This window comes from Pantoea sp. X-Soil-MYKO-1785 (assembly GCF_059730675.1).
The window spans coordinates 2,958,845-2,977,182 of sequence record NZ_AP036000.1 but is presented as its reverse complement, the minus strand read 5'-3'; the positions used below and the strand labels follow the sequence as shown (position 1 = coordinate 2,977,182).

The 18,338-nt window shown below is 59.7% G+C and carries 17 protein-coding genes; 10 read left to right on the top strand and 7 right to left on the bottom strand.

From position 1 onward, the window contains the following. Positions 1-2: 2 nt before the first annotated feature. A complete protein-coding gene (gene mnmC, locus AC6I8D_RS14100) occupies positions 3-2,009 on the bottom strand; it encodes a bifunctional tRNA (5-methylaminomethyl-2-thiouridine)(34)-methyltransferase MnmC2/FAD-dependent 5-carboxymethylaminomethyl-2-thiouridine(34) oxidoreductase MnmC1 (protein WP_497820366.1) in 2,007 nt (668 codons plus the stop codon). A gap of 154 nt (positions 2,010-2,163) precedes the next feature. Here mnmC and fabB point away from each other — a divergent pair, with 154 nt between their 5' ends. Continuing rightward, complete coding sequence (fabB, locus tag AC6I8D_RS14095; RefSeq protein ID WP_031377182.1) at positions 2,164-3,384, top strand: beta-ketoacyl-ACP synthase I; 1,221 nt, start codon at positions 2,164-2,166, stop codon at positions 3,382-3,384. A gap of 85 nt (positions 3,385-3,469) precedes the next feature. Here the strand turns inward: fabB and pdxR are convergent, their stop codons facing one another. Further along, positions 3,470-4,891 (bottom strand): MocR-like pyridoxine biosynthesis transcription factor PdxR, encoded by a 1,422-nt coding sequence (gene pdxR / locus AC6I8D_RS14090; protein WP_312759611.1) that lies wholly within the window; start codon positions 4,889-4,891, stop codon positions 3,470-3,472. An 87-nt stretch (positions 4,892-4,978) separates the two neighbouring features. On the opposite strand from pdxR, the gene AC6I8D_RS14085 reads away from it, so the two are divergent. After that, on the top strand, positions 4,979-5,422 hold the full coding sequence (locus AC6I8D_RS14085; protein ID WP_312055883.1) for a rhodanese-like domain-containing protein: 444 nt from the start codon (positions 4,979-4,981) through the stop codon (positions 5,420-5,422). Position 5,423: 1 nt separating this feature from the next. Here AC6I8D_RS14085 and flk read toward each other — a convergent pair whose 3' ends face one another. The 4 genes from flk to AC6I8D_RS14065 all read right to left on the bottom strand — a co-directional run bounded on the left by flk (position 5,424) and on the right by AC6I8D_RS14065 (position 9,515). Further along, positions 5,424-6,461 (bottom strand): flagella biosynthesis regulator Flk, encoded by a 1,038-nt coding sequence (gene flk, locus AC6I8D_RS14080; RefSeq protein WP_312759614.1) that lies wholly within the window; start codon positions 6,459-6,461, stop codon positions 5,424-5,426. A 113-nt stretch (positions 6,462-6,574) separates the two neighbouring features. Beyond that, positions 6,575-8,080 (bottom strand): tripartite tricarboxylate transporter permease, encoded by a 1,506-nt coding sequence (locus AC6I8D_RS14075; RefSeq protein ID WP_312055885.1) that lies wholly within the window; start codon positions 8,078-8,080, stop codon positions 6,575-6,577. A 10-nt stretch (positions 8,081-8,090) separates the two neighbouring features. After that, positions 8,091-8,522, bottom strand: a complete 432-nt coding sequence (locus AC6I8D_RS14070) for a tripartite tricarboxylate transporter TctB family protein (RefSeq protein ID WP_312055886.1) — start codon at positions 8,520-8,522, stop codon at positions 8,091-8,093. Between the two features lie 12 nt (positions 8,523-8,534). Further along, positions 8,535-9,515, bottom strand: coding sequence for a tripartite tricarboxylate transporter substrate binding protein (locus AC6I8D_RS14065; RefSeq protein WP_497820365.1), 981 nt, complete (start codon positions 9,513-9,515; stop codon positions 8,535-8,537). Between the two features lie 120 nt (positions 9,516-9,635). Between AC6I8D_RS14065 and tctD the strand changes: the two genes are divergently transcribed. Next, complete coding sequence (gene tctD / locus AC6I8D_RS14060) at positions 9,636-10,307, top strand: transcriptional regulator TctD (protein WP_312055888.1); 672 nt, start codon at positions 9,636-9,638, stop codon at positions 10,305-10,307. Beyond that, on the top strand, positions 10,298-11,686 hold the full coding sequence (locus AC6I8D_RS14055; protein WP_497820364.1) for a sensor histidine kinase: 1,389 nt from the start codon (positions 10,298-10,300) through the stop codon (positions 11,684-11,686). The genes tctD and AC6I8D_RS14055 overlap by 10 nt, the downstream gene beginning before the upstream one ends. Here the strand turns inward: AC6I8D_RS14055 and AC6I8D_RS14050 are convergent. Next, a complete protein-coding gene (locus tag AC6I8D_RS14050) occupies positions 11,667-12,566 on the bottom strand; it encodes a DMT family transporter (protein WP_312055916.1) in 900 nt (299 codons plus the stop codon). The genes AC6I8D_RS14055 and AC6I8D_RS14050 overlap by 20 nt on opposite strands. 97 nt (positions 12,567-12,663) lie before the next feature. On the opposite strand from AC6I8D_RS14050, the gene AC6I8D_RS14045 reads away from it, so the two are divergent. The 6 genes from AC6I8D_RS14045 (at position 12,664) to accD (ending at position 18,305) form a co-directional block, all read left to right on the top strand. After that, the gene (locus AC6I8D_RS14045; protein WP_312055890.1) at positions 12,664-13,443 is read left to right on the top strand and encodes an AraC family transcriptional regulator; all 780 of its coding nucleotides are present in this window, start codon (positions 12,664-12,666) and stop codon (positions 13,441-13,443) included. A 55-nt stretch (positions 13,444-13,498) separates the two neighbouring features. After that, entirely contained in the window at positions 13,499-14,632 is a 1,134-nt protein-coding gene (gene pdxB / locus AC6I8D_RS14040) for a 4-phosphoerythronate dehydrogenase PdxB (RefSeq protein WP_312055917.1), read from the top strand. A gap of 103 nt (positions 14,633-14,735) precedes the next feature. Next, the gene (locus tag AC6I8D_RS14035; RefSeq protein WP_312759619.1) at positions 14,736-15,743 is read left to right on the top strand and encodes an aspartate-semialdehyde dehydrogenase; all 1,008 of its coding nucleotides are present in this window, start codon (positions 14,736-14,738) and stop codon (positions 15,741-15,743) included. Positions 15,744-15,745: 2 nt separating this feature from the next. Further along, positions 15,746-16,549, top strand: a complete 804-nt coding sequence (truA, locus tag AC6I8D_RS14030; RefSeq protein WP_031377192.1) for a tRNA pseudouridine(38-40) synthase TruA — start codon at positions 15,746-15,748, stop codon at positions 16,547-16,549. Positions 16,550-16,578: 29 nt separating this feature from the next. After that, positions 16,579-17,241, top strand: coding sequence for a DedA family protein (locus AC6I8D_RS14025; protein WP_031377193.1), 663 nt, complete (start codon positions 16,579-16,581; stop codon positions 17,239-17,241). A 149-nt stretch (positions 17,242-17,390) separates the two neighbouring features. Beyond that, a complete protein-coding gene (gene accD / locus AC6I8D_RS14020) occupies positions 17,391-18,305 on the top strand; it encodes an acetyl-CoA carboxylase, carboxyltransferase subunit beta (protein ID WP_312055892.1) in 915 nt (304 codons plus the stop codon). Positions 18,306-18,338 lie beyond the last annotated feature (33 nt).

The following is an 18,338-nucleotide window of genomic DNA, read 5'->3' as shown; positions in this document are numbered from 1 at the left end:
GCTTAAACCGGTTTACCCTTCAGCAATTTTCTGACCCAGTAACGATTCGGATTCAGCGCAGCCAGCGTGGCGGCATCTGCCGGTTGCGGTTCGCCGGACAACTGTGCCGCCAGCACTTCAGCCGCCAGCGGTGCGCTGCATAATCCGCGTGAACCGAGCGCACCAAACAGATACAGACCATTAAAGCCAGGAGCATCAGCGATCGCGCTGCCCGCCGCCTGCTGTGCCGGTAAATCGGCGTAGCGCGCCAGCGTGGCGGCATAATCCGGCACGCTGCCGACCATCGGCAGATGATCGCGGGTGGCACAGCGCACCCCAACACGCGCCTCATCCGCACTGATGTCTACCGTGTCGGTCCAGCGACTGTCGGGCAGGCACTGTTGCAGACGGCTGCGGTTCTCCTGCTGATCCTGCTGCCGATACGCGGTGGCGGTTTCGCCACGATGATAGCTGGCACCGATGCAGTGCGTAGCGAACTGCGGACTGACCGGCGTCAGGTAGCCGTCGTAGCAGAGCACGGTCTGCAGCGCATTCAGTTCCGGCGTCGACGGAACGTGACTCACCTGGCCTGCCACCGGATAGATCGGCAGAGGCGCACTCTGGGTAAACTCGCTGATGGCGTGACCATTCGCCAGTACCACCGTCGGATGGCGCACCGCCGGACGATCGCTGAACGACAGCGTCCACTGTTCACCGTCATGCGCCAGCCCGGTTACGCGGTGCAGCCAGTGGATCCGCAAGCCCTGCGTCTCGCCATGGGCCAGCATCGCCGAGGTCAGTTCGGCCGGTGACAGCCAGCCACCCTGCGGATAGAAAATCCCGCCGCAGCCGAGCGTCACGCCCGCCAGCGCTTCTGCCTGGTCGGCATCAACAGCACAGGCGATGTCGTCAGGCAACCCCATCGCTAGCATCTGTTCAATTTTTTTGCTGCTTTTCTGGTCCCAGCCAAGTTGCAACACCCCGCTCCAGTGATGTTCGTAAGGCAGCGGTAGCCGATCGTACAGGCGGCGGGCAAAGCTGAACGCCGCCGGAAAAAAGGTGGCGATGGCCGGATCGTGCTGATTCAGCAATGGATAGAGCGCGCCCTGACGGTTGCCGGACGCGCCCAGCGCCGGTGCTTCATCGGCGCAGTAAAGCGTCACGCGCCAGCCGCGCCGCAGCAGCGCCAGCGCTAAACTGGCGCTGGCCACGCCGCCGCCAATCAGCGCCGCTTCCCGCGTCGGGCTGGCGGGCCGGGCATACCACGGCTGCGTCGCCGGCAGCGGCGGTGCTGATTGCAGGCTGCCGCACAGCATCTCGCGTTTGGGGCCAAAACCTTTCCGGCGGGTAACGCTGAAACCCGCCTGCTGCAGTCCACGCCGCACGAAGCCGGCGGCCGTAAAGGTGGCAAATGTTGCCTGCGGCCGCGCCAGCGTCGCCATCATGCTGAACAGCTGCGGCGTCCACATATCGGGGTTTTTCGACGGCGCAAAGCCATCGAGGAACCAGGCGTCCACCTGACGATGCAGGCTGTCATCCAGGGTACTCATCAGCTGATTAATATCACCCAGCCACAGATCGAGCGTAATGCGGCCGCCATCAAACAGCAGACGCTGACAGCCGGGCAGGGCAGCCGGCCACTGCGCCTGCAGTTCGCCCGCCCACGGGGCCAGTTCGGGCCAGTGCTGATGTGCGGCGGTTAAATCGGCGCGCGTTAACGGAAACTTCTCAAAGCTGATGAAATGCAGACGTTTTAAAATCGCGTCCGGCTGCTGGCGCTGAAACGCATCAAAAGCCTGCCACAGCGTGAGAAAATTGAGGCCGGTGCCGAAACCGCTTTCGGCCACAATCAGCACATCACGCGGATGCTGAGCGAAGCGCTGCGGCAACTGATTGCCCCCGAGGAAGACATAGCGGGTCTCTTCCAGACCGTTATCGTTGGAGAAATAGACGTCACCAAACGCTCGGGAAACAGGTGTACCCTGTTCATTCCAGTTCAGCTGTGCATGTTCGACCGGGGTTAATTTCACGCTAAAGGCTCATTTTTCAGGCAGTGGCGCGATTTTAGCGACCAGCGTGACATGACGCAAATTTACAAAAGGAAATGGCTGATCGGACTTGTTCGGCGTACAAGTGTACGCTAGAGTGCTCGTCAATTAAGAAGAAGTGGATGAGGATTATTGAATGAAACGTGCTGTGATTACTGGCTTAGGGATCGTTTCCAGTATTGGTAATAACCAGCAAGAGGTGCTGGCATCTCTGCGTGAAGGCCGCTCTGGCATCACCTTTTCTGAAGAGATGAAAGATTCCGGCATGCGTAGTCACGTCTGGGGTAACGTAAAATTAGATACCACCGGCCTCATCGATCGCAAAGTCGTGCGTTTCATGAGTGATGCGTCCATCTATGCCTATCTTTCCATGGAAGAAGCGATTAAAGATTCTGGCCTGAGCGTGGAAGCGTATCAGAACAACCCACGTGTGGGTCTGATTGCCGGTTCAGGCGGCGGTTCACCGCGTTTCCAGGTGTTTGGTGCTGATGCAATGCGTAGCCCACGCGGCCTGAAAGCGGTTGGCCCGTATGTGGTCACCAAAGCGATGGCGTCTGGCGTTTCAGCCTGCCTCGCGACGCCATTTAAAATTCACGGCGTAAACTACTCAATCAGCTCGGCCTGTGCCACCTCGGCACACTGTATCGGTAATGCGGTTGAGCAGATCCAGCTGGGCAAACAGGACATCGTGTTTGCGGGCGGCGGCGAAGAGCTGTGCTGGGAAATGGCCTGTGAATTCGACGCGATGGGCGCGCTCTCTACCCGTTACAACGACACGCCAGAAAAAGCCTCACGTACCTATGATAACGAGCGCGACGGCTTCGTGATCGCCGGTGGCGGTGGCATGGTGGTGGTTGAAGAGCTGGAACATGCGCTGGCGCGCGGTGCGCATATCTATGCTGAGATCGTCGGCTACGGTGCAACATCAGACGGCGCAGATATGGTGGCACCGTCAGGTGAAGGCGCAGTGCGCTGCATGAAGATGGCGATGAACGGCGTAGATACCCCAATCGACTACCTCAACAGCCACGGTACCTCAACGCCGGTCGGCGATGTGAAAGAGCTGGGAGCGATTCGTGAAGTGTTTGGCGACAACACGCCGTACATTTCAGCAACTAAAGCCATGACCGGTCACTCACTGGGTGCGGCAGGCGTGCAGGAAGCGATTTACTCACTGCTTATGCTGGAGCATGGCTTTATTGCCCCAAGCATCAACATCAACTCGCTGGATGCAGCGGCTGAAGGCATGAATATCGTGACTCAGCCAATGGAAAAAGAGTTGACCACAGTGATGTCCAACAGCTTCGGCTTTGGCGGCACCAACGCAACCCTGACCATGCGTAAATACCAGGCGTAATGCGCTGACAGATCCCAGAAGGACCGGCTTGCCGGTCCTTTTTTTTGCCGCTTATCCCCGCTTTTGCTCTGTCCGTCGTTCCTTCTCAGCCTCGCTCCGCCAGCAGCCAGCGTAGTTTGTCGCAACCCGCCACGATCTCATCCGGCGTTAGTGCCGCATAGCCCAGCAGCCAGCCTTGCTGGCGCGGCGGTCCGGCATACAGTGGACTAAGACGCGGCAGCAACAGGCCGATTTGCGCGGCCCGGGCGGTTAACTGCGCCTCATCCTGCGCCAGCTTCACCGTTAACTGTAATCCGCCGCCGCTGTCGAACGGAGTGATCCACGGCGTCAGCCGCTGGTTAATCTGTTCGATCAGCAACTCGCGCCGACTGCCATAGAGCTGTCGCATCAAGCGCAGATGGCTGGCGAAATGGCCCTGTTGCAGGAAGGCGGCAGTAATAGCCTGCGGCAGCAGGGCGCTGTGACCATCCAGCACGCTGCGTGCCTGGCCCAGCGGTGCCACCAGCGCTGGCGGCACCACCATCCACGCCAGTCGCAGCGAAGGAAACAGTGATTTAGAGAAGGTGCCGAGCGTAATCACCCGCTGATGACGGTCCAGCCCCTGCAGGGCGGGAATCGGGCGGTGGTGATAGTGAAACTCGCTGTCGTAATCATCTTCAATCAGCCAGCTGCGGTTGCGCCGCGCCCACGCCAGCCAGGCCAGCCGTCGTGGCAGGCTCAGCGTGACGCCCGTCGGATAGTGATGGGAAGGCGTCAGATACATCAGCTTCGCACTGCCATCGATCGGTACCGCCCCCTGGTCATCCAGCCCGATAGCGCGCAGCCGCGCACCCGCCGCCAGAAAAGCGTTGCGCGCACCGGGATAACCCGGCTCTTCCAGCCAGACCTCATCGCCCGCATCCAGCAGCATTAGCGCCAGCAGCTGTAAAGCCTGCTGGGAACTGGTAAGGATCATCACCTGCTCAGGCTGGCAATGCACGCCGCGTGACAGCGCCAGATAGTCAGCCAGGGCGCGGCGCAGTGGCAGATAGCCACAGGGATCGCCATATCCCATCGCGGCGCTACCCAGTGAACGCTGCACGGTACTGCTCAGGCGTCGCCAGATCTCATGAGGAAATGCGCGTAACTCCGGCGAACCGGCAGCAAACGCATGGGGAAAAGGGGGATCCTGGCAGCCACCGGTTGCCAGCACCTGCTGACCGCGCATCGAAAAAGGGGCGGGCTGATGAACCGCAGGCGGCGCTGACGGTTCCGGCATGGTTATCGCCACAAAGCTACCACGCCCGGTTTCACGCCGCAGGTAGCCTTCGCTCTCCAGCTGACCGTACGCCGCTTCCACCGTGACGCGAGACAGCTTGAGATCCTCAGCCAGCTGGCGGGTGGAGGGCAACTGTTGTCCGGCGCGCAGATGGTGGCGACTAATCGCCAGCCGCAGCGTGGTACACAGCCGTTCGCGCAGGCCGCCGGTGGCCTGATGCTGAAAAAGTTGCAGCAGCGGTGAGCGCATAAGGGTCTTATCCGGTAAGGGAAATGGGTCTCAAAGAGCAGTCCACTTTGCCGTAAACTGCCGGCATACCACAACAGGAGAATCACTATGTCATCGGTATTACGTGTTGCCGCGGCCAGCCCGCAGCAAAGTCTCGACTATTTACAGGCTAAACTCGCTTACTACACCGATGCCTGGGATCTGGCAGAGGATCTGGCGCAACGCCAGCCGGAGATCGTGGTGATCGACGCGCGTTCGTTTGACGTCTACCGCAGCGGCCATATCTGCGGTGCGATCAATTTTCCCCATCGCGACATGGACGCGGCCAGCACTGCCCGGCTTGATCGCAGCAAAGTCTATGTCACCTATTGTGACGGGATTGGCTGTAACGGATCGACCAAAGCGGCGTGGAAGCTGGCGTCGCTGGGTTTTCAGGTGAAAGAACTGATTGGCGGGCTGGATTTCTGGAAACGTGACGGTCATCCGCTGACCTGGGGTGAGGCGCCGGGTGAATGGCCAGATGCCGCACCCGACGTCGCCTGTGGCTGTTAACTCACAGCACCAGCCACAGTAAAAACAGCACCACCAGCACCACAAATGCGCCCAGCAGAGGCCGTTTTGCCAGTGGCTGTAGCGTCGGAGGCAGCGAGGCGACAAACGGCGACCAGATAGGTTGCGGTTTGATCTCGCTGGCGGCCAGCGGCTGTTCATGCATCTTCTCGGCGCGACGGCTGAACAGGAAATTCAGCAGATCCTGCGTCTGGGTGGCGGTGAGAACCGTCTGCGGCGTCGCCTGGAAACGCTGCTGGCTGTAATCCTCCAGCAAACGCTGCTCGTGCTGATCGAGCGGCTGTTTCAGCGAGACTTCCAGCAGTTGCAGCGTCGGTGCGCTGTGCTGACTTAAGGTCTGGCGCACCTGCAGATACTGTGTCAGCAGCGGGAAGTGGCGTGACGGGATCGGATCGCCGCTGGTCAGGTTGACCAGCTTTAACGCCGCGGCCCACAGTTTTCCGCTCGATTCACCGGTGGCGGCCGCAAGGCGCACCACCTGCTGATTCAGGGTCTGATGCTCAGCTGGCAGCAGGCTACGATCGCTGACGCGGGTCTGCTGCGGTTGCGGAATCGCCATCTGTCCGTTCTGCAGCATGGTCAGCACCTGACGCAGCTGATCCTGGCTCAGCGCGCTCAACACCGTCTGACCAAATTGCTGACGAATGAAATCGCTGACCGCCTGACGATTATTGCCTTTCGGCAGCAGATCGGTCAGTTGGGTCATCAGCTGACGCGTCGCATGACCGGTCTGCGCCTGGGTCAGGCGGGCGTTCAGATATTGCTCCGCCGCCGGAAAATGGCGCGACTGTAATTCCGCTTCGCTCTTAACGCCCACTTCATGACGCACACCGGCCCACAGCTCAGGCGCTTTCAAATTACTGAGCGAGAGAATACGCACGATCAGACGTTCTAAGGTAGTGCGCTGGGCAGGAGAGAGGGGCTGTTCACCGGCCACCGAACCGGGACGCGTTGCGCCGGTTTGCGGATTGACAGATGAACGATCGCCGACCGGCACACCGGGGCCGCTGAGAGGTTGCATGGCGGATTCCTTGGGAAAACAGAACAGCGTGGGGTGCGCCGGAAAATGAATGCGCCATGATAGCAAAAGCCCCCGGGAAATCCCACGGGGGCGCACGCGTTTCGGCGGGAGATTTACTCTTCTGCCAGCTTCAGACGATGACGACGCCAGCGTTTCCAGATCGGCGGCACCAGCAGTACCGCAATCGCCAGCACCAGCAGCACTTTGCAGATCAGACTTTCCCACAGGATCACCAGATTCCCGTTGCTGATCGACAAGGCGCGACGCAGGTTCTGCTCCAGCATCTCACCCAGCACAAAGCCCAGAATCAACGGCGACATCGGGAAGTCCATTTTACGCAGGATATAGCCAAAGATTCCCAGCCCGACCATCAACAGCAGGTCGAAGGTGGTGCTGTGTACCGCGTAAACGCCAACGGCGGAGATGGCGGCAATCGCCGGCACCAGGAACCACAGCGGAATGGTCAGCATGCGGGCGAAGACGTTAATCATCGGAATGTTCATGATCAACAGCATTACGTTGCCGATTAACAGCGCAGCGATCAGGCCCCAGACAATATCCGGCTGCTCCACAAACATCGCCGGTCCCGGCGTAATGTTATACAGCGTTAACGCGCCGACCATCACCGCCGTGGTGCCGGAGCCGGGAATACCCAGCGTCAGCATCGGAATAAAAGAGCCGCAGGCTGAGGCGTTGTTTGCCGCTTCCGGCGCGGCCACACCGCGAATATCCCCTTTACCAAACTGGTCGCTGCCGCTGATCTTCTTCTCGGTCATGTAGGCGATAGCGCTGGCGATGGTCGCACCGGCACCCGGTAGCACGCCGACAAAAAAGCCAATAAAGGAGGATCGCAGCGTCGCACCGGTTGCCATCGCCGCCTCTTTCATATTGAACATCATCCGGCCGCTGGCCCGCACTGCCTTCTGTCCGCTGCTGGTCGACTCAAGCATCAGCAGGATTTCACTCACCGAGAACAGGCCAATCACCACCACTACAAACTGAATACCGTCGGAGAGATGAACGCTGTCAAAGGTAAAGCGGTAGACGCCGGTATTGGCATCGACGCCGACGGTAGCCATTCCCAGCCCAATCAGTGCCGCGAGGAATGACTTCAGCGGATTGTGGCTCATCATGCTGCCGAGACAGGCGATGGCGAACACCATCAGCGCAAAATATTCTGCCGGACCAAACGCCAGCGACCAGCTGGCCAGCAGCGGGGCAAACAGAATAATGCCGATAATGGCGATGGTGGAACCGACAAACGAGCTGACCGCCGAAATCGACAGTGCGACGCCCGCTTTACCCTGTTGCGCCATTGGATAACCATCCAGCGCGGTCATGATCGCCCCGGCATCACCCGGCACGTTCAGCAGAATCGAGGAGATACGTCCGCCATATTCACAGCCGATATAGACCGTGGCCAGCAGAATCAGCGCCGATTCCGCCGGTAAGTGCAGGGCAAAAGCCAGCGGCATCAGAATCGCCACGCCGTTGATCGGGCCAAGGCCCGGCAGCAGGCCAACGATGGTGCCGATAAAGCAGCCAATCAGCGCAATCAGCAGATTCTCTGGCGTCATGGCGACGGCAAAGCCCTGCATTAAAAAGGACCAGGTATCCATGATGCTCTCCTTAACTCAGCCAGCTGCCGACCGGAAGGGTCACTTCCAGCAGGCGATCAAAGGCGTAAAACAGACAGGTGCCCATCGCCAGCCCGGCCAGCGCCGCCGCCCACCAGCGTGCGCCAAACAGCAGGCCGATGCCAAAGGTCAGCAGCGTGGTGCAGATGGCAAAGCCCAGCGTTTCAAACAGCCAGCCGTACAGCATCATCATCAGCGCCAGCGCCACCAGCCGCTTCAGCGTGCCGCCGGACGGCCAGTGAATGGTGTCGGGTTTGCGAAACAGCATCAGCAGGGCGCAGATCGCCATCAGGCCGAGGATCGCCATCGGGAAGGGACGTGGTCCCACCGGTTCGTAGCTGTATTCGCTCTGAATTTGCCAGGCCACCACCATGCCGCCGAGGCACAGCGCCAGCCACAGGCCAGCAAAAATACGATCGCTCATGATTCGCTCCGGTTATTTGGCCAGGCCAAACGATTTTGCCTGCTCACGGTAATCCGCCACCTGCTTTTTGACGTAGCTGTCGAGTGCCTGACCCGTCAGGTTAAATTCGAACAGGCCGCGCATATCACGCTGCTTTTTGAATTCCGGCGTCTCTACCATCTTTTTGAACGCCTGTTCCCACCACTGATAGTCGGCATCGCTGACTTTCGGGCCGAGGTAGTAGCCGCGAATGATCGGCCAGACGATGTTAAAGCCCTGCTCTTTGGCGGTCGGCACCTGCGCCAGCTGGCCCGGCAGACGCTGCTCGGACATGACCGCCAGCACCCGCATTTTGCCGCCCTGCAGATGCGGCACCATCTCACTCATGTCACCGGAGACTACCTGAATATGGTTGCCGAGCAGCGCGGTAACTGGCTCGCCACCGCCTTCAAAAGCGACATAGCGCATCTTGCGTGGATCAATCCCGGCTTCACGCGCCAGCAGGGCGGTTTTCATCCAGTCCTGACTGCCGATCGAGGCACCGGCACCGACCACCACTTTGGTCGGATCTTCTTTCATCGCCGCCATCAGCTCGCCAAGGGTTTTCCACGGTGCATCTTCACGCACCGCCACCATGCCGTAGTCGGTTCCCACGGCCGCCAGCCACTTCACATCATCAACCGAGTAGCGGCCAAATTTGCCCTGTGACAGATTCAGCAGCGAGCCGCCCGAGAAAGCGACTACCGTGCCGGCTTCAGCCGGGCGCTGGGCGATGATCGCGTTGTAGGCCACCGCGCCGACGCCGCCGGGCATATAGGTGACGCGCATTGGCGTTTCAATCTGTTTGGTTTCCTGCAGTGAGACCTGCAACAGCTTGCAGGTGAGATCAAACCCGCCGCCCGGTTTGGCCGGGGCAATACATTCGGTGCGACCCGGACCGTCGGCGGCATTTGCAGCTGGCAGCATCAGCGCCAGCAGGGCAGTAGTCAGGGCGGTATGGATTATTTTTTTCATCGTGCGCTCCATTCATTCTTCCAGAGTGTGATTGCCGCCGAAATATTGGCGTTGCTGAATTGTTAAAACAATTACCTTTCATTTACCTTTCACTGCCCGGATTTAATGACAGGATGTGATATGCGTCTCTTACTGGTAGAGGATACGGTTGACCTGGCGTGTTGGTTGCAGAAGGCACTGACGCAAAAAGGCTTTGCCGTCGACTGGGTGGCGGATGGCGTCGCGGCCGATCACGCCTTGCAATGTGAAGCCTATGCGTTGGTGGTGCTGGACGTCTCGCTGCCGCGCATTGATGGCCTGGAAGTGCTGACGCGGTTACGGCGGCGGGGTCAGAGCGTGCCGGTTTTGCTGCTGACGGCGCGCAGTGCGCTGGATGACCGGGTACGCGGCCTGAATCTCGGAGCGGATGACTATCTGACCAAGCCGTTTGAGCTGGATGAACTGGAAGCGCGGCTGCGGGCGCTGCTGCGGCGCAGCCAGAGCCAGGCGGCGCAAACTCAGTCGCTGGGCCAGCTGGTGCTGGATGGCGAAGGCTATTTCCTGCTGGCAGACCGGCCGCTGGCGCTGACGCCGCGCGAGTCGAGCATCCTCACCACCCTGATGCAGCGCCACGGCCGGCCGGTTTCCCGTCAGCATCTGTATGAACAGACTTTTAGCCTGGCGGATGAGGCCAGCCCGGAGAGCATTGAGCTGTATGTCCACCGGGTGCGTAAAAAACTGGCGGGTAGCGACGTGGCTATCGTGACGCTGCGCGGACTCGGCTACAGCCTGGAAACGCTGCCGTGCGGCTGATTCATTCGCTGCGCGGCGAACTGCTGGCGTGGCTGGGTCTGCCGCTGTTACTGCTGTGGGCGCTGTCGGTTTACACCCATTATCAGAGCGGGCTGGCGGCGGCCAATCAGGCTTACGATCGCTCGCTGCTGGCCTCGGCGCGCACCGTGGCAGAACGGCTGGTGGTGCGGCAGCATCATCTGGAGGTGGACGTGCCCTGGGTGGTGCTCGACAGTTTCGAACGCAATATGAACGACCAGCTGTTTTATCAGGTGATTTCGCCACAGGGGAAAACGCTGTCGGGCTATGACGATCTGCCACCGATTCCGCCGGCCAGCAAAATGTCGACCGCTTATCCGGCGCTGGTGCACTTTTATGACGGACGCTATCACCAGCATCGCATTCGGGTGGCGGCACTGTGGCAACCGGTGAGTGAGGCGGGCGTCGACGGGATGGCGCTGGTGCTGGTGGCTGAAACCGTCAACTCCCGTCAGGAGTTTGCCCGTGGGCTGATGCGTACCGCCCTGATTAGCCAGAGCGGGCTGGTGCTGATGACGCTGCTGCTGGCCAGCCTGATGCTGCGCCGGGTGTTACGCCCGCTGCGGCAGCTATCGCGCATTGTATTACAGCGCGACGGCGGTGAATTAACCCCGCTGCCGTCGTTGCCGTGGTCAGAACTGCAGCCGCTGATCATCGCCTTTAACCGTTATCTGGAGCGGCTGCGCGGCCTGCTGGCGCGTCAGGATCGCTTCAGCGCTGACGCGGCACATCAGCTGCGCACGCCGCTGACCATTCTCAAAACCCAGGTGAGCGTGGCGCTCAACAGTGAACGTCCGGAACAGTGGCAGGAGAGCTTGCTCGGCATGCGTCATACGCTGGATGAAACCATCTTGCTCACCGATCGGCTGCTGCAGCTGGCGCGCATCAAGGCGCGACATGGCGAAGATAAGCCGATGATGCGGGTCGATCTGGCGGCCATTGTCCGTGAAGCCTGTTTCAGTCGTTACACGGCGGCACGCACCCGGCAAATCGATCTCGGCTATGAGGGTGAAGAGAGCAGTCAGGTGATCGGAGACGGGGTGCTGCTCGGCGAACTGTGCGCCAACCTGCTGGATAATGCGATTAAATATACCCCGCATCACGGCGTCGTCACCGCGCGGGTCGTGGCGGGCAAACTGGAGATTGAGGACAGCGGTCCCGGCATCGACGGGGCGGAACAGCGAAAAGCGTTACAGCCTTTTCAGCGGCTGGATAATGTCGGTATGCAGCCGGGGGCCGGCATTGGTCTGGCGCTGGTGCAGGATATCTGCGCCTGGCATGGTGCCACCATGCAGCTCGATCGCAGCCCGCAACTGGGCGGGCTGCGCGTGACGGTGCGGTTTATAGCCGACGCAGGTTGACCGGTTCAGGGCGGGTTAGCGGCGTACGCAGTCGCTGGGCCAGAATCACTCCGAACAGCGTCAGGCCGCCACCAATCCAGTGATAGCTGTGCAGCTGCTCATGCAGGAACATCACCGCGATCAGGGCGGTAAACACCGGGATCAGATTCATAAAGATGCTGGTGGTGCTGGCCCCGAGGCGCTGCACGCCGTGGATCCACAAAAAGGGCGCAATGATTGAGGCAAACAGCCCGGCAAACGCCACCAGCGGCAGATTGTGCCGGTTAAGTGACACCTCCGGCGCCAGCAGAAAGCCAGGCAACAGCAACAGCACGCCGAATAAAATCTGCACATACAGGCTGTGCCAGATCGGCAACGGCAGCGCCCAGCGCCGGGTCAGCACGCCATACAGCGCATAGGCGGCGGAGGCGGCCAGCATCAGCAGTTCTCCTTTGCCAAGGCCGTGACTCAGTAACTGCATCACATCGCCCTGACTCACCAGCCACACCAGACCGATAAACGAGATGATACTGCCGAGCAGAATGCCGAGCGTCGGGGTGATCCGCAGGATCACCACGCTTAGCAGCACGGTAAGCAGCGGGATCAACGCCCCGATAATCCCCATAAACAGCGCGCTGACGCTCTGCGCGGCATAATAGGCCAGGCTCTGATACAGCACCATGCCGAGCAGGCCGAGGATCAGTAACCGCCAGAGATGCGGCCGGATCGCCTGACGCGTCCGCCACACGCCGGGCAGCACAAACGGTGTCAATACCAGCAGCGCCAGCAGCCAGCGGTAGAAGGAGATCGCCGCCGGATCGATGGCGGAAGCCGACAGCTTGCTGACAATCGAGTTGATCGACCAGATCAACACCGCGCACAGCGGATAAAGGAAAAACATGGTCACGCTCCACAGCAGAAGATGAGGCGCAGTGTACGCTTGTCCGGATTTATCCAGATAGTTAATATCAGACAAAATTAATCGCTCTCCGGACATAATGACCTTACAGATTACCTACCAGCCGCCGCTGGACGCGCCACAGCTGCACTATTTTATGCGTTTCGAACAGGCCAACGCGCATACCGAATATCTGCCGCATACCCATGACTGGGGCCAGCTGATCTTTGTGAAAAGTCACGTGCTGGAGATGCGGGTCGAGGGCGAGCGGCTGCTGACCCCGGCCGATATCCCGGTGTGGATACCGCCGGGCCACCGGCACAGCAGCTATAACCACCGTCAGGCGCAGTTCCGCACCTTTAACCTCGCCGCCGCGCTGTGTTGCGGCCTGCCACAGCGCGCCTGCCTGCTGATTGTCGATCCGATTGTGCACGCCATCATGGATGAGTTTGCCGCGCAGCAGATCGAGCAGCCGGTCACCGAGGCGCAGTGGCGGCTGTGTGAGGTGCTACGCGATCGGCTGCCGCTGGCGCAGGTGCAGGAGAGCTACCTGCCGACCTCAACCGATAAATTTCTGGCTCCGGTGCTGCATGCGCTGGAAGCTAATCCGGGTGATAACACCACGCTGGCAGGCTGGGCAGCGCGGGTTTTCACCACCGAACGGACGCTGGCGCGGCGCTGTCAGCAGCAGTTGCACATGACCTTTGGCGAGTGGCGACAGCGGCTGCGTTTTCTGCGCGCTATCGTGCTGCTGGAACAGGGCGTCAGCGTGCAAAGCATCGCCCACGAACTCGGCTATAGCTCGGCATCGGCGCTGATTGTGATGTTTCAGCAGCAGGCAGGAACCACACCGGATCGTTACCGCGCGCGGTTAGGCTAACGCGTCGCTTTGTGCCAGAATAATGGCCTTCAATGCAACAGACAGGAAAGCCGTGGTGAAGATTCTGGTCGATGAAAATATGCCTTATGCCCGTGAGTTGTTCAGCCGGACCGGTGAAGTGGTGGCGGTTCCGGGTCGTCCTTTGCCGGAGGCGCAGCTGGCCGATGCCGATGGCCTGATGGTGCGATCGGTGACCCAGGTGAATGAAGCGCTGCTGGCTGGTAAACCGGTGAAGTTTGTCGGCACCGCCACTGCCGGTACCGACCACATCGACGAAAACTGGCTGCAGCAGGCGGGCATTGCCTTTTCCGCCGCGCCCGGCTGCAACGCCATCGCGGTGGTGGAGTATGTCTTCTCATCTTTACTGCTGCTGGCGGAGCGTGACGGCTTCCAGCTGCGTGACCGCACTGTCGGCATTGTCGGCGTCGGCAACGTCGGTGGACGGTTGCAGAAACGGCTGGCGGCGTGGGGGGTGAAAACCCTGCTGTGCGATCCGCCGCGCGCCGATCGCGGTGACCAGGGCGATTTTCTTTCGCTGGAGCAGCTGGTGGAGCAGGCGGATATTCTGACCTTCCATACGCCGCTGTTTAAAGCCGGCCGCTATAAAAGCTGGCACCTGGCGGATGCGGCGTTACTGATGGCGCTGAAGCCCAACACCATTCTGATTAACGCCTGTCGCGGCCCGGTAGTCGACAATGCCGCGCTGCTGGAGGTGCTGAAGATGCGCGCCGATCTCAGCGTGGTGCTTGACGTGTGGGAACCGGAGCCGGATCTGTCGCTGGCGCTGCTCGACAACGTGGACATCGGCACCGCGCACATTGCGGGCTATACCCTTGAAGGTAAAGCGCGCGGCACCACTCAGGTGTTTGAAGCCTGGTGTGACTTTATCGGTCAGCCGCAACAGGTTCCGCTCAGCAGCCTGCTGCCGGTGCCGGAATTCAGCGAAATCAGCCTGAATGGCCCGCTGGATCAGGCAACGCTGAAACGCCTGGTGCATCTGGTGTATGATGTGCGCCGCGACGATGCGCCCCTGCGAAAAGTGGCGGCTCAGCCTGGCGAATTTGATCGCCTGCGTAAGCAGTATCAGGAGCGCCGCGAATGGTCCTCGTTGCGGGTGATCTGTGATGACGCCAGCACGGCTGAGATGCTGACCCAGCTGGGTTTTGACGCAACGCTCTCTTCCCGATAGGTCGTGCCCTGGCACGGCTGCCTGCGGGCAGGGAAAAATCCGAATCCCTCGGCGGTGAGATCACCGCCTTCTGTTTTTATGTCATTGTCTGGAGTAAACCAACATGTCTGACGGCTGGAATATTGCGCTACTGGGCGCGACAGGCGCAGTAGGGAACGCTGTACTGGAATTGCTGGCGGAACGCCAGTTCCCGGTTGGTGAATTGTATTTGCTGGCCAGTGAAAACAGCGCCGGTGAGATCAAACGTTTTGAAGGCCGCTCGGTGCGGGTTGAAAATGCGGCGGAGTTTGACTGGTCGCAGGCGCAGCTGGCCTTTTTCGTCGCTGGCCGCGACGCATCTGCCCGCTTTGCCGATGATGCGGCGAACGCCGGTTGCCTGGTGATCGACAGCAGCGAGCTGTTTGCGCTGGAACCCGATGTGCCGCTGGTGGTGCCGGATGTTAATCCGCATGTGCTGGCCGATTACCGCAACCGCAATATTATCAGCGTGGCGGACAACCTGGTCAGCCAGTTGCTGACCGCGATTAAACCGCTGGTCGATGCGGCTGGATTAGGCCGGTTGCAGGTCACTAACCTGATCTCGGTCTCCAGCTACGGCAAAGTGGCGGTGGATGCGCTGGCCGGTGAAAGTGCCCGTCTGCTGAACGGCATTCCGGCAGATGATCACCACTTCGGGCGTCAGCTGGCGTTTAACCTGATGCCGCAGCAGGTGGACGCGGAAGGCAGCGTGGAGAGCGAACGTCGTCTGGTCGATCAGGTGCGTAAAGTGCTGCAGGATGAAGGCTTACCGATTGCGGTCAGCAGCGTGCAGGCTCCGGTGTTTTATGGCAATGCACAGATTGTCCACATTGAAAACCTGCGTCCGCTTTCGGCGGAAGAGGCGCGGGCTGAACTGGCGCTGGTGTCAGACATCTCGCTGAGCGAAGAAGATTCAGTGCCGACGCCGGTCACCGATGCGTCGGGTAACGGTGAACTGAGCATTGGCGGCGTGCGTAATGATTACGGCATTCCGGAGCTGCTGCAGTTCTGGTCAGTGGCCGACAATATTCGCTTTGGCGGCGCGTTGATGGCGGTGAAAACGGCTGAGAAACTGGTTCAGGAGTACCTGTAACCATGTCCGACGGTCAGACGCAAAAACTGGCGCTCGGCATCGAGTATGACGGCAGCCGCTATTATGGCTGGCAGCGTCAGCAGGAAGTGCGCAGCGTGCAGGAGAAGTTAGAGCGTGCGCTGTCAAAAGTCGCCGATCATCCGGTCAGCGTATTTTGTGCCGGACGTACCGATGCGGGCGTCCATGGTACCGGGCAGGTGGTGCATTTTGAAACCACTTCGCAGCGGGCGGATGGAGCCTGGACACTCGGCGTCAATGCCAATCTGCCGCCGGATATTGCGGTACGCTGGGTCAAAGCGGTGCCGGAGGCGTTCCACGCCCGTTTCAGCGCCACCGCCCGTCGCTATCGCTACCTGATTTACAATCAGCGGCTGCGTCCGGCGGTACTGGCGCAGGGTGTGACGCATTTTTATCATCCGCTGGATGCTGAGAAGATGCATCGTGCCGGGCAGTGTCTGCTGGGTGAGAATGACTTTACCTCGTTCCGCGCCGTGCAGTGTCAGTCGCGAACCCCGTGGCGCAACGTGATTCACCTGAATGTGACGCGTCAGGGGCCTTACGTGATTGTCGATATTAAAGCCAACGCCTTTGTGCACCACATGGTGCGCAATATCGTCGGCAGCCTGATGGAGATTGGCTGTGGCAATCAGCCGGAATCCTGGATGGCTACGCTGCTGGCGGCGAAAGATCGGACATTGGCTGCAGCCACTGCCCGGGCAGAAGGGTTATATCTGGTGGCGGTGGATTATCCATCTCACTTTGCGTTACCACAGCCGTCGATGGGACCGTTGTTCCTCGCGGATTAATTCACTTTTAGGGCTTAAAAGGGCGCGTTATGGAGTTCATCCATTTTCTGGTTGATTTTATTTTGCACATTGATGTGCATCTTGCCGAACTGGTTGCGCAGTACGGTGTCTGGATTTACGCTATTTTGTTCCTGATTTTGTTCTGCGAAACCGGTTTAGTGGTGACGCCATTCCTGCCCGGCGATTCGTTACTGTTTGTGGCGGGCGCACTGGCGGCGTTGCCTGGCAACGACCTGAATGTGCATCTGATGGTGGCGCTGTTAGTGGTAGCGGCGATCCTTGGCGATGCGGTGAACTACACCATTGGCCGGCTGTTTGGCGAGCGGTTGTTCAGTAACCCGAATTCCAGAATTTTCCGTCGCAGCTATCTGGATAAAACCCATGCGTTTTACGCCCGTCACGGCGGTAAAACCATTATCCTGGCGCGCTTTGTGCCAATTGTTCGCACCTTCGCGCCGTTTGTTGCCGGTATGGGCCACATGTCCTATCGTCACTTTGCGCTGTTCAACGTCACCGGTGCGCTGGCCTGGGTCCTGCTGTTCTCCTATGCCGGTTACCTGTTTGGCGATTTGCCGGTGGTGCAGGAAAACCTGAAGCTGCTGATTGTCGGGATTATCCTGGTGTCGGTATTGCCTGGCGTAATTGAAGTCTGGCGTCATCGCCGTCAGGCAAAGCAGCAGAAGCAGCCCTGAGTGGCCGCTTTGCTCAGGGGTAAGACCAGATTTTTATCCACAGTCTGAACGGGTTGTGGTTTAATGAGCGACATTTACCGTCTGCTGAAGCGGTTTTCAGCAGTATCAAGACGACTGGACCAGGTCAGTTTTAAACAGAAAGGTCATCAATGAGCTGGATTGAACGCATTCTTAATAAAAGCAACGTTACGCCTGCGCGCCGCGCCAGTATCCCGGAAGGGGTCTGGACCAAGTGCGACAGCTGTGGCCAGGTTCTCTACCGTGCCGAGCTGGAGCGTAATCTTGAAGTCTGTCCGAAATGTGACCATCACATGCGTATGCACGCCCGTGAGCGCCTCGGCAGCTTCCTCGATCAGGGCACCCTGGTTGAGCTGGGCAGTGAACTGGAACCCAAAGATCTGCTGAAGTTCCGCGACTCGAAAAAGTACAAAGATCGTCTGGTCGCTGCGCAAAAAGCGACTAACGAGAAAGATGCGCTGATCGTGATGAAAGGCCAGCTGCACGGCATGCCGGTTGTCGCGGCCGCCTTTGAATTCGCCTTTATGGGCGGCTCAATGGGCTCGGTGGTTGGCGCCCGCTTTGTGCGTGCGGTTGAGCAGGCGCTGGCGGATAACTGCCCGCTGATCTGCTTCTCTGCCAGTGGCGGTGCGCGTATGCAGGAAGCGCTGATGTCGCTGATGCAGATGGCGAAAACCAGCGCCGCGCTGGCTAAAATGCAGGAGCGCGGTCTGCCTTACATCTCGGTACTGACCGACCCGACCATGGGCGGCGTGTCAGCCAGCTTTGCTATGCTGGGCGACCTCAACGTGGCGGAACCGAAAGCGCTGATCGGCTTTGCCGGTCCCCGCGTTATCGAGCAGACGGTGCGTGAAAAACTGCCGCCGGGCTTCCAGCGCAGTGAGTTCCTGATTGAAAAGGGTGCGATTGATATGATCATTCGTCGCCCGGAAATGCGGTACAAACTGGCAAGCCTGCTGGCAAAAATGATGAACCTGCCAGCACCGCTGCACGACGGTGAACAGTCCGCCCCGGCGACGACTGAGCCGGAGAGCAACGAGGCCTGACAGGAGATAGAAAGGCGCGCCCGTCGCGCCTTT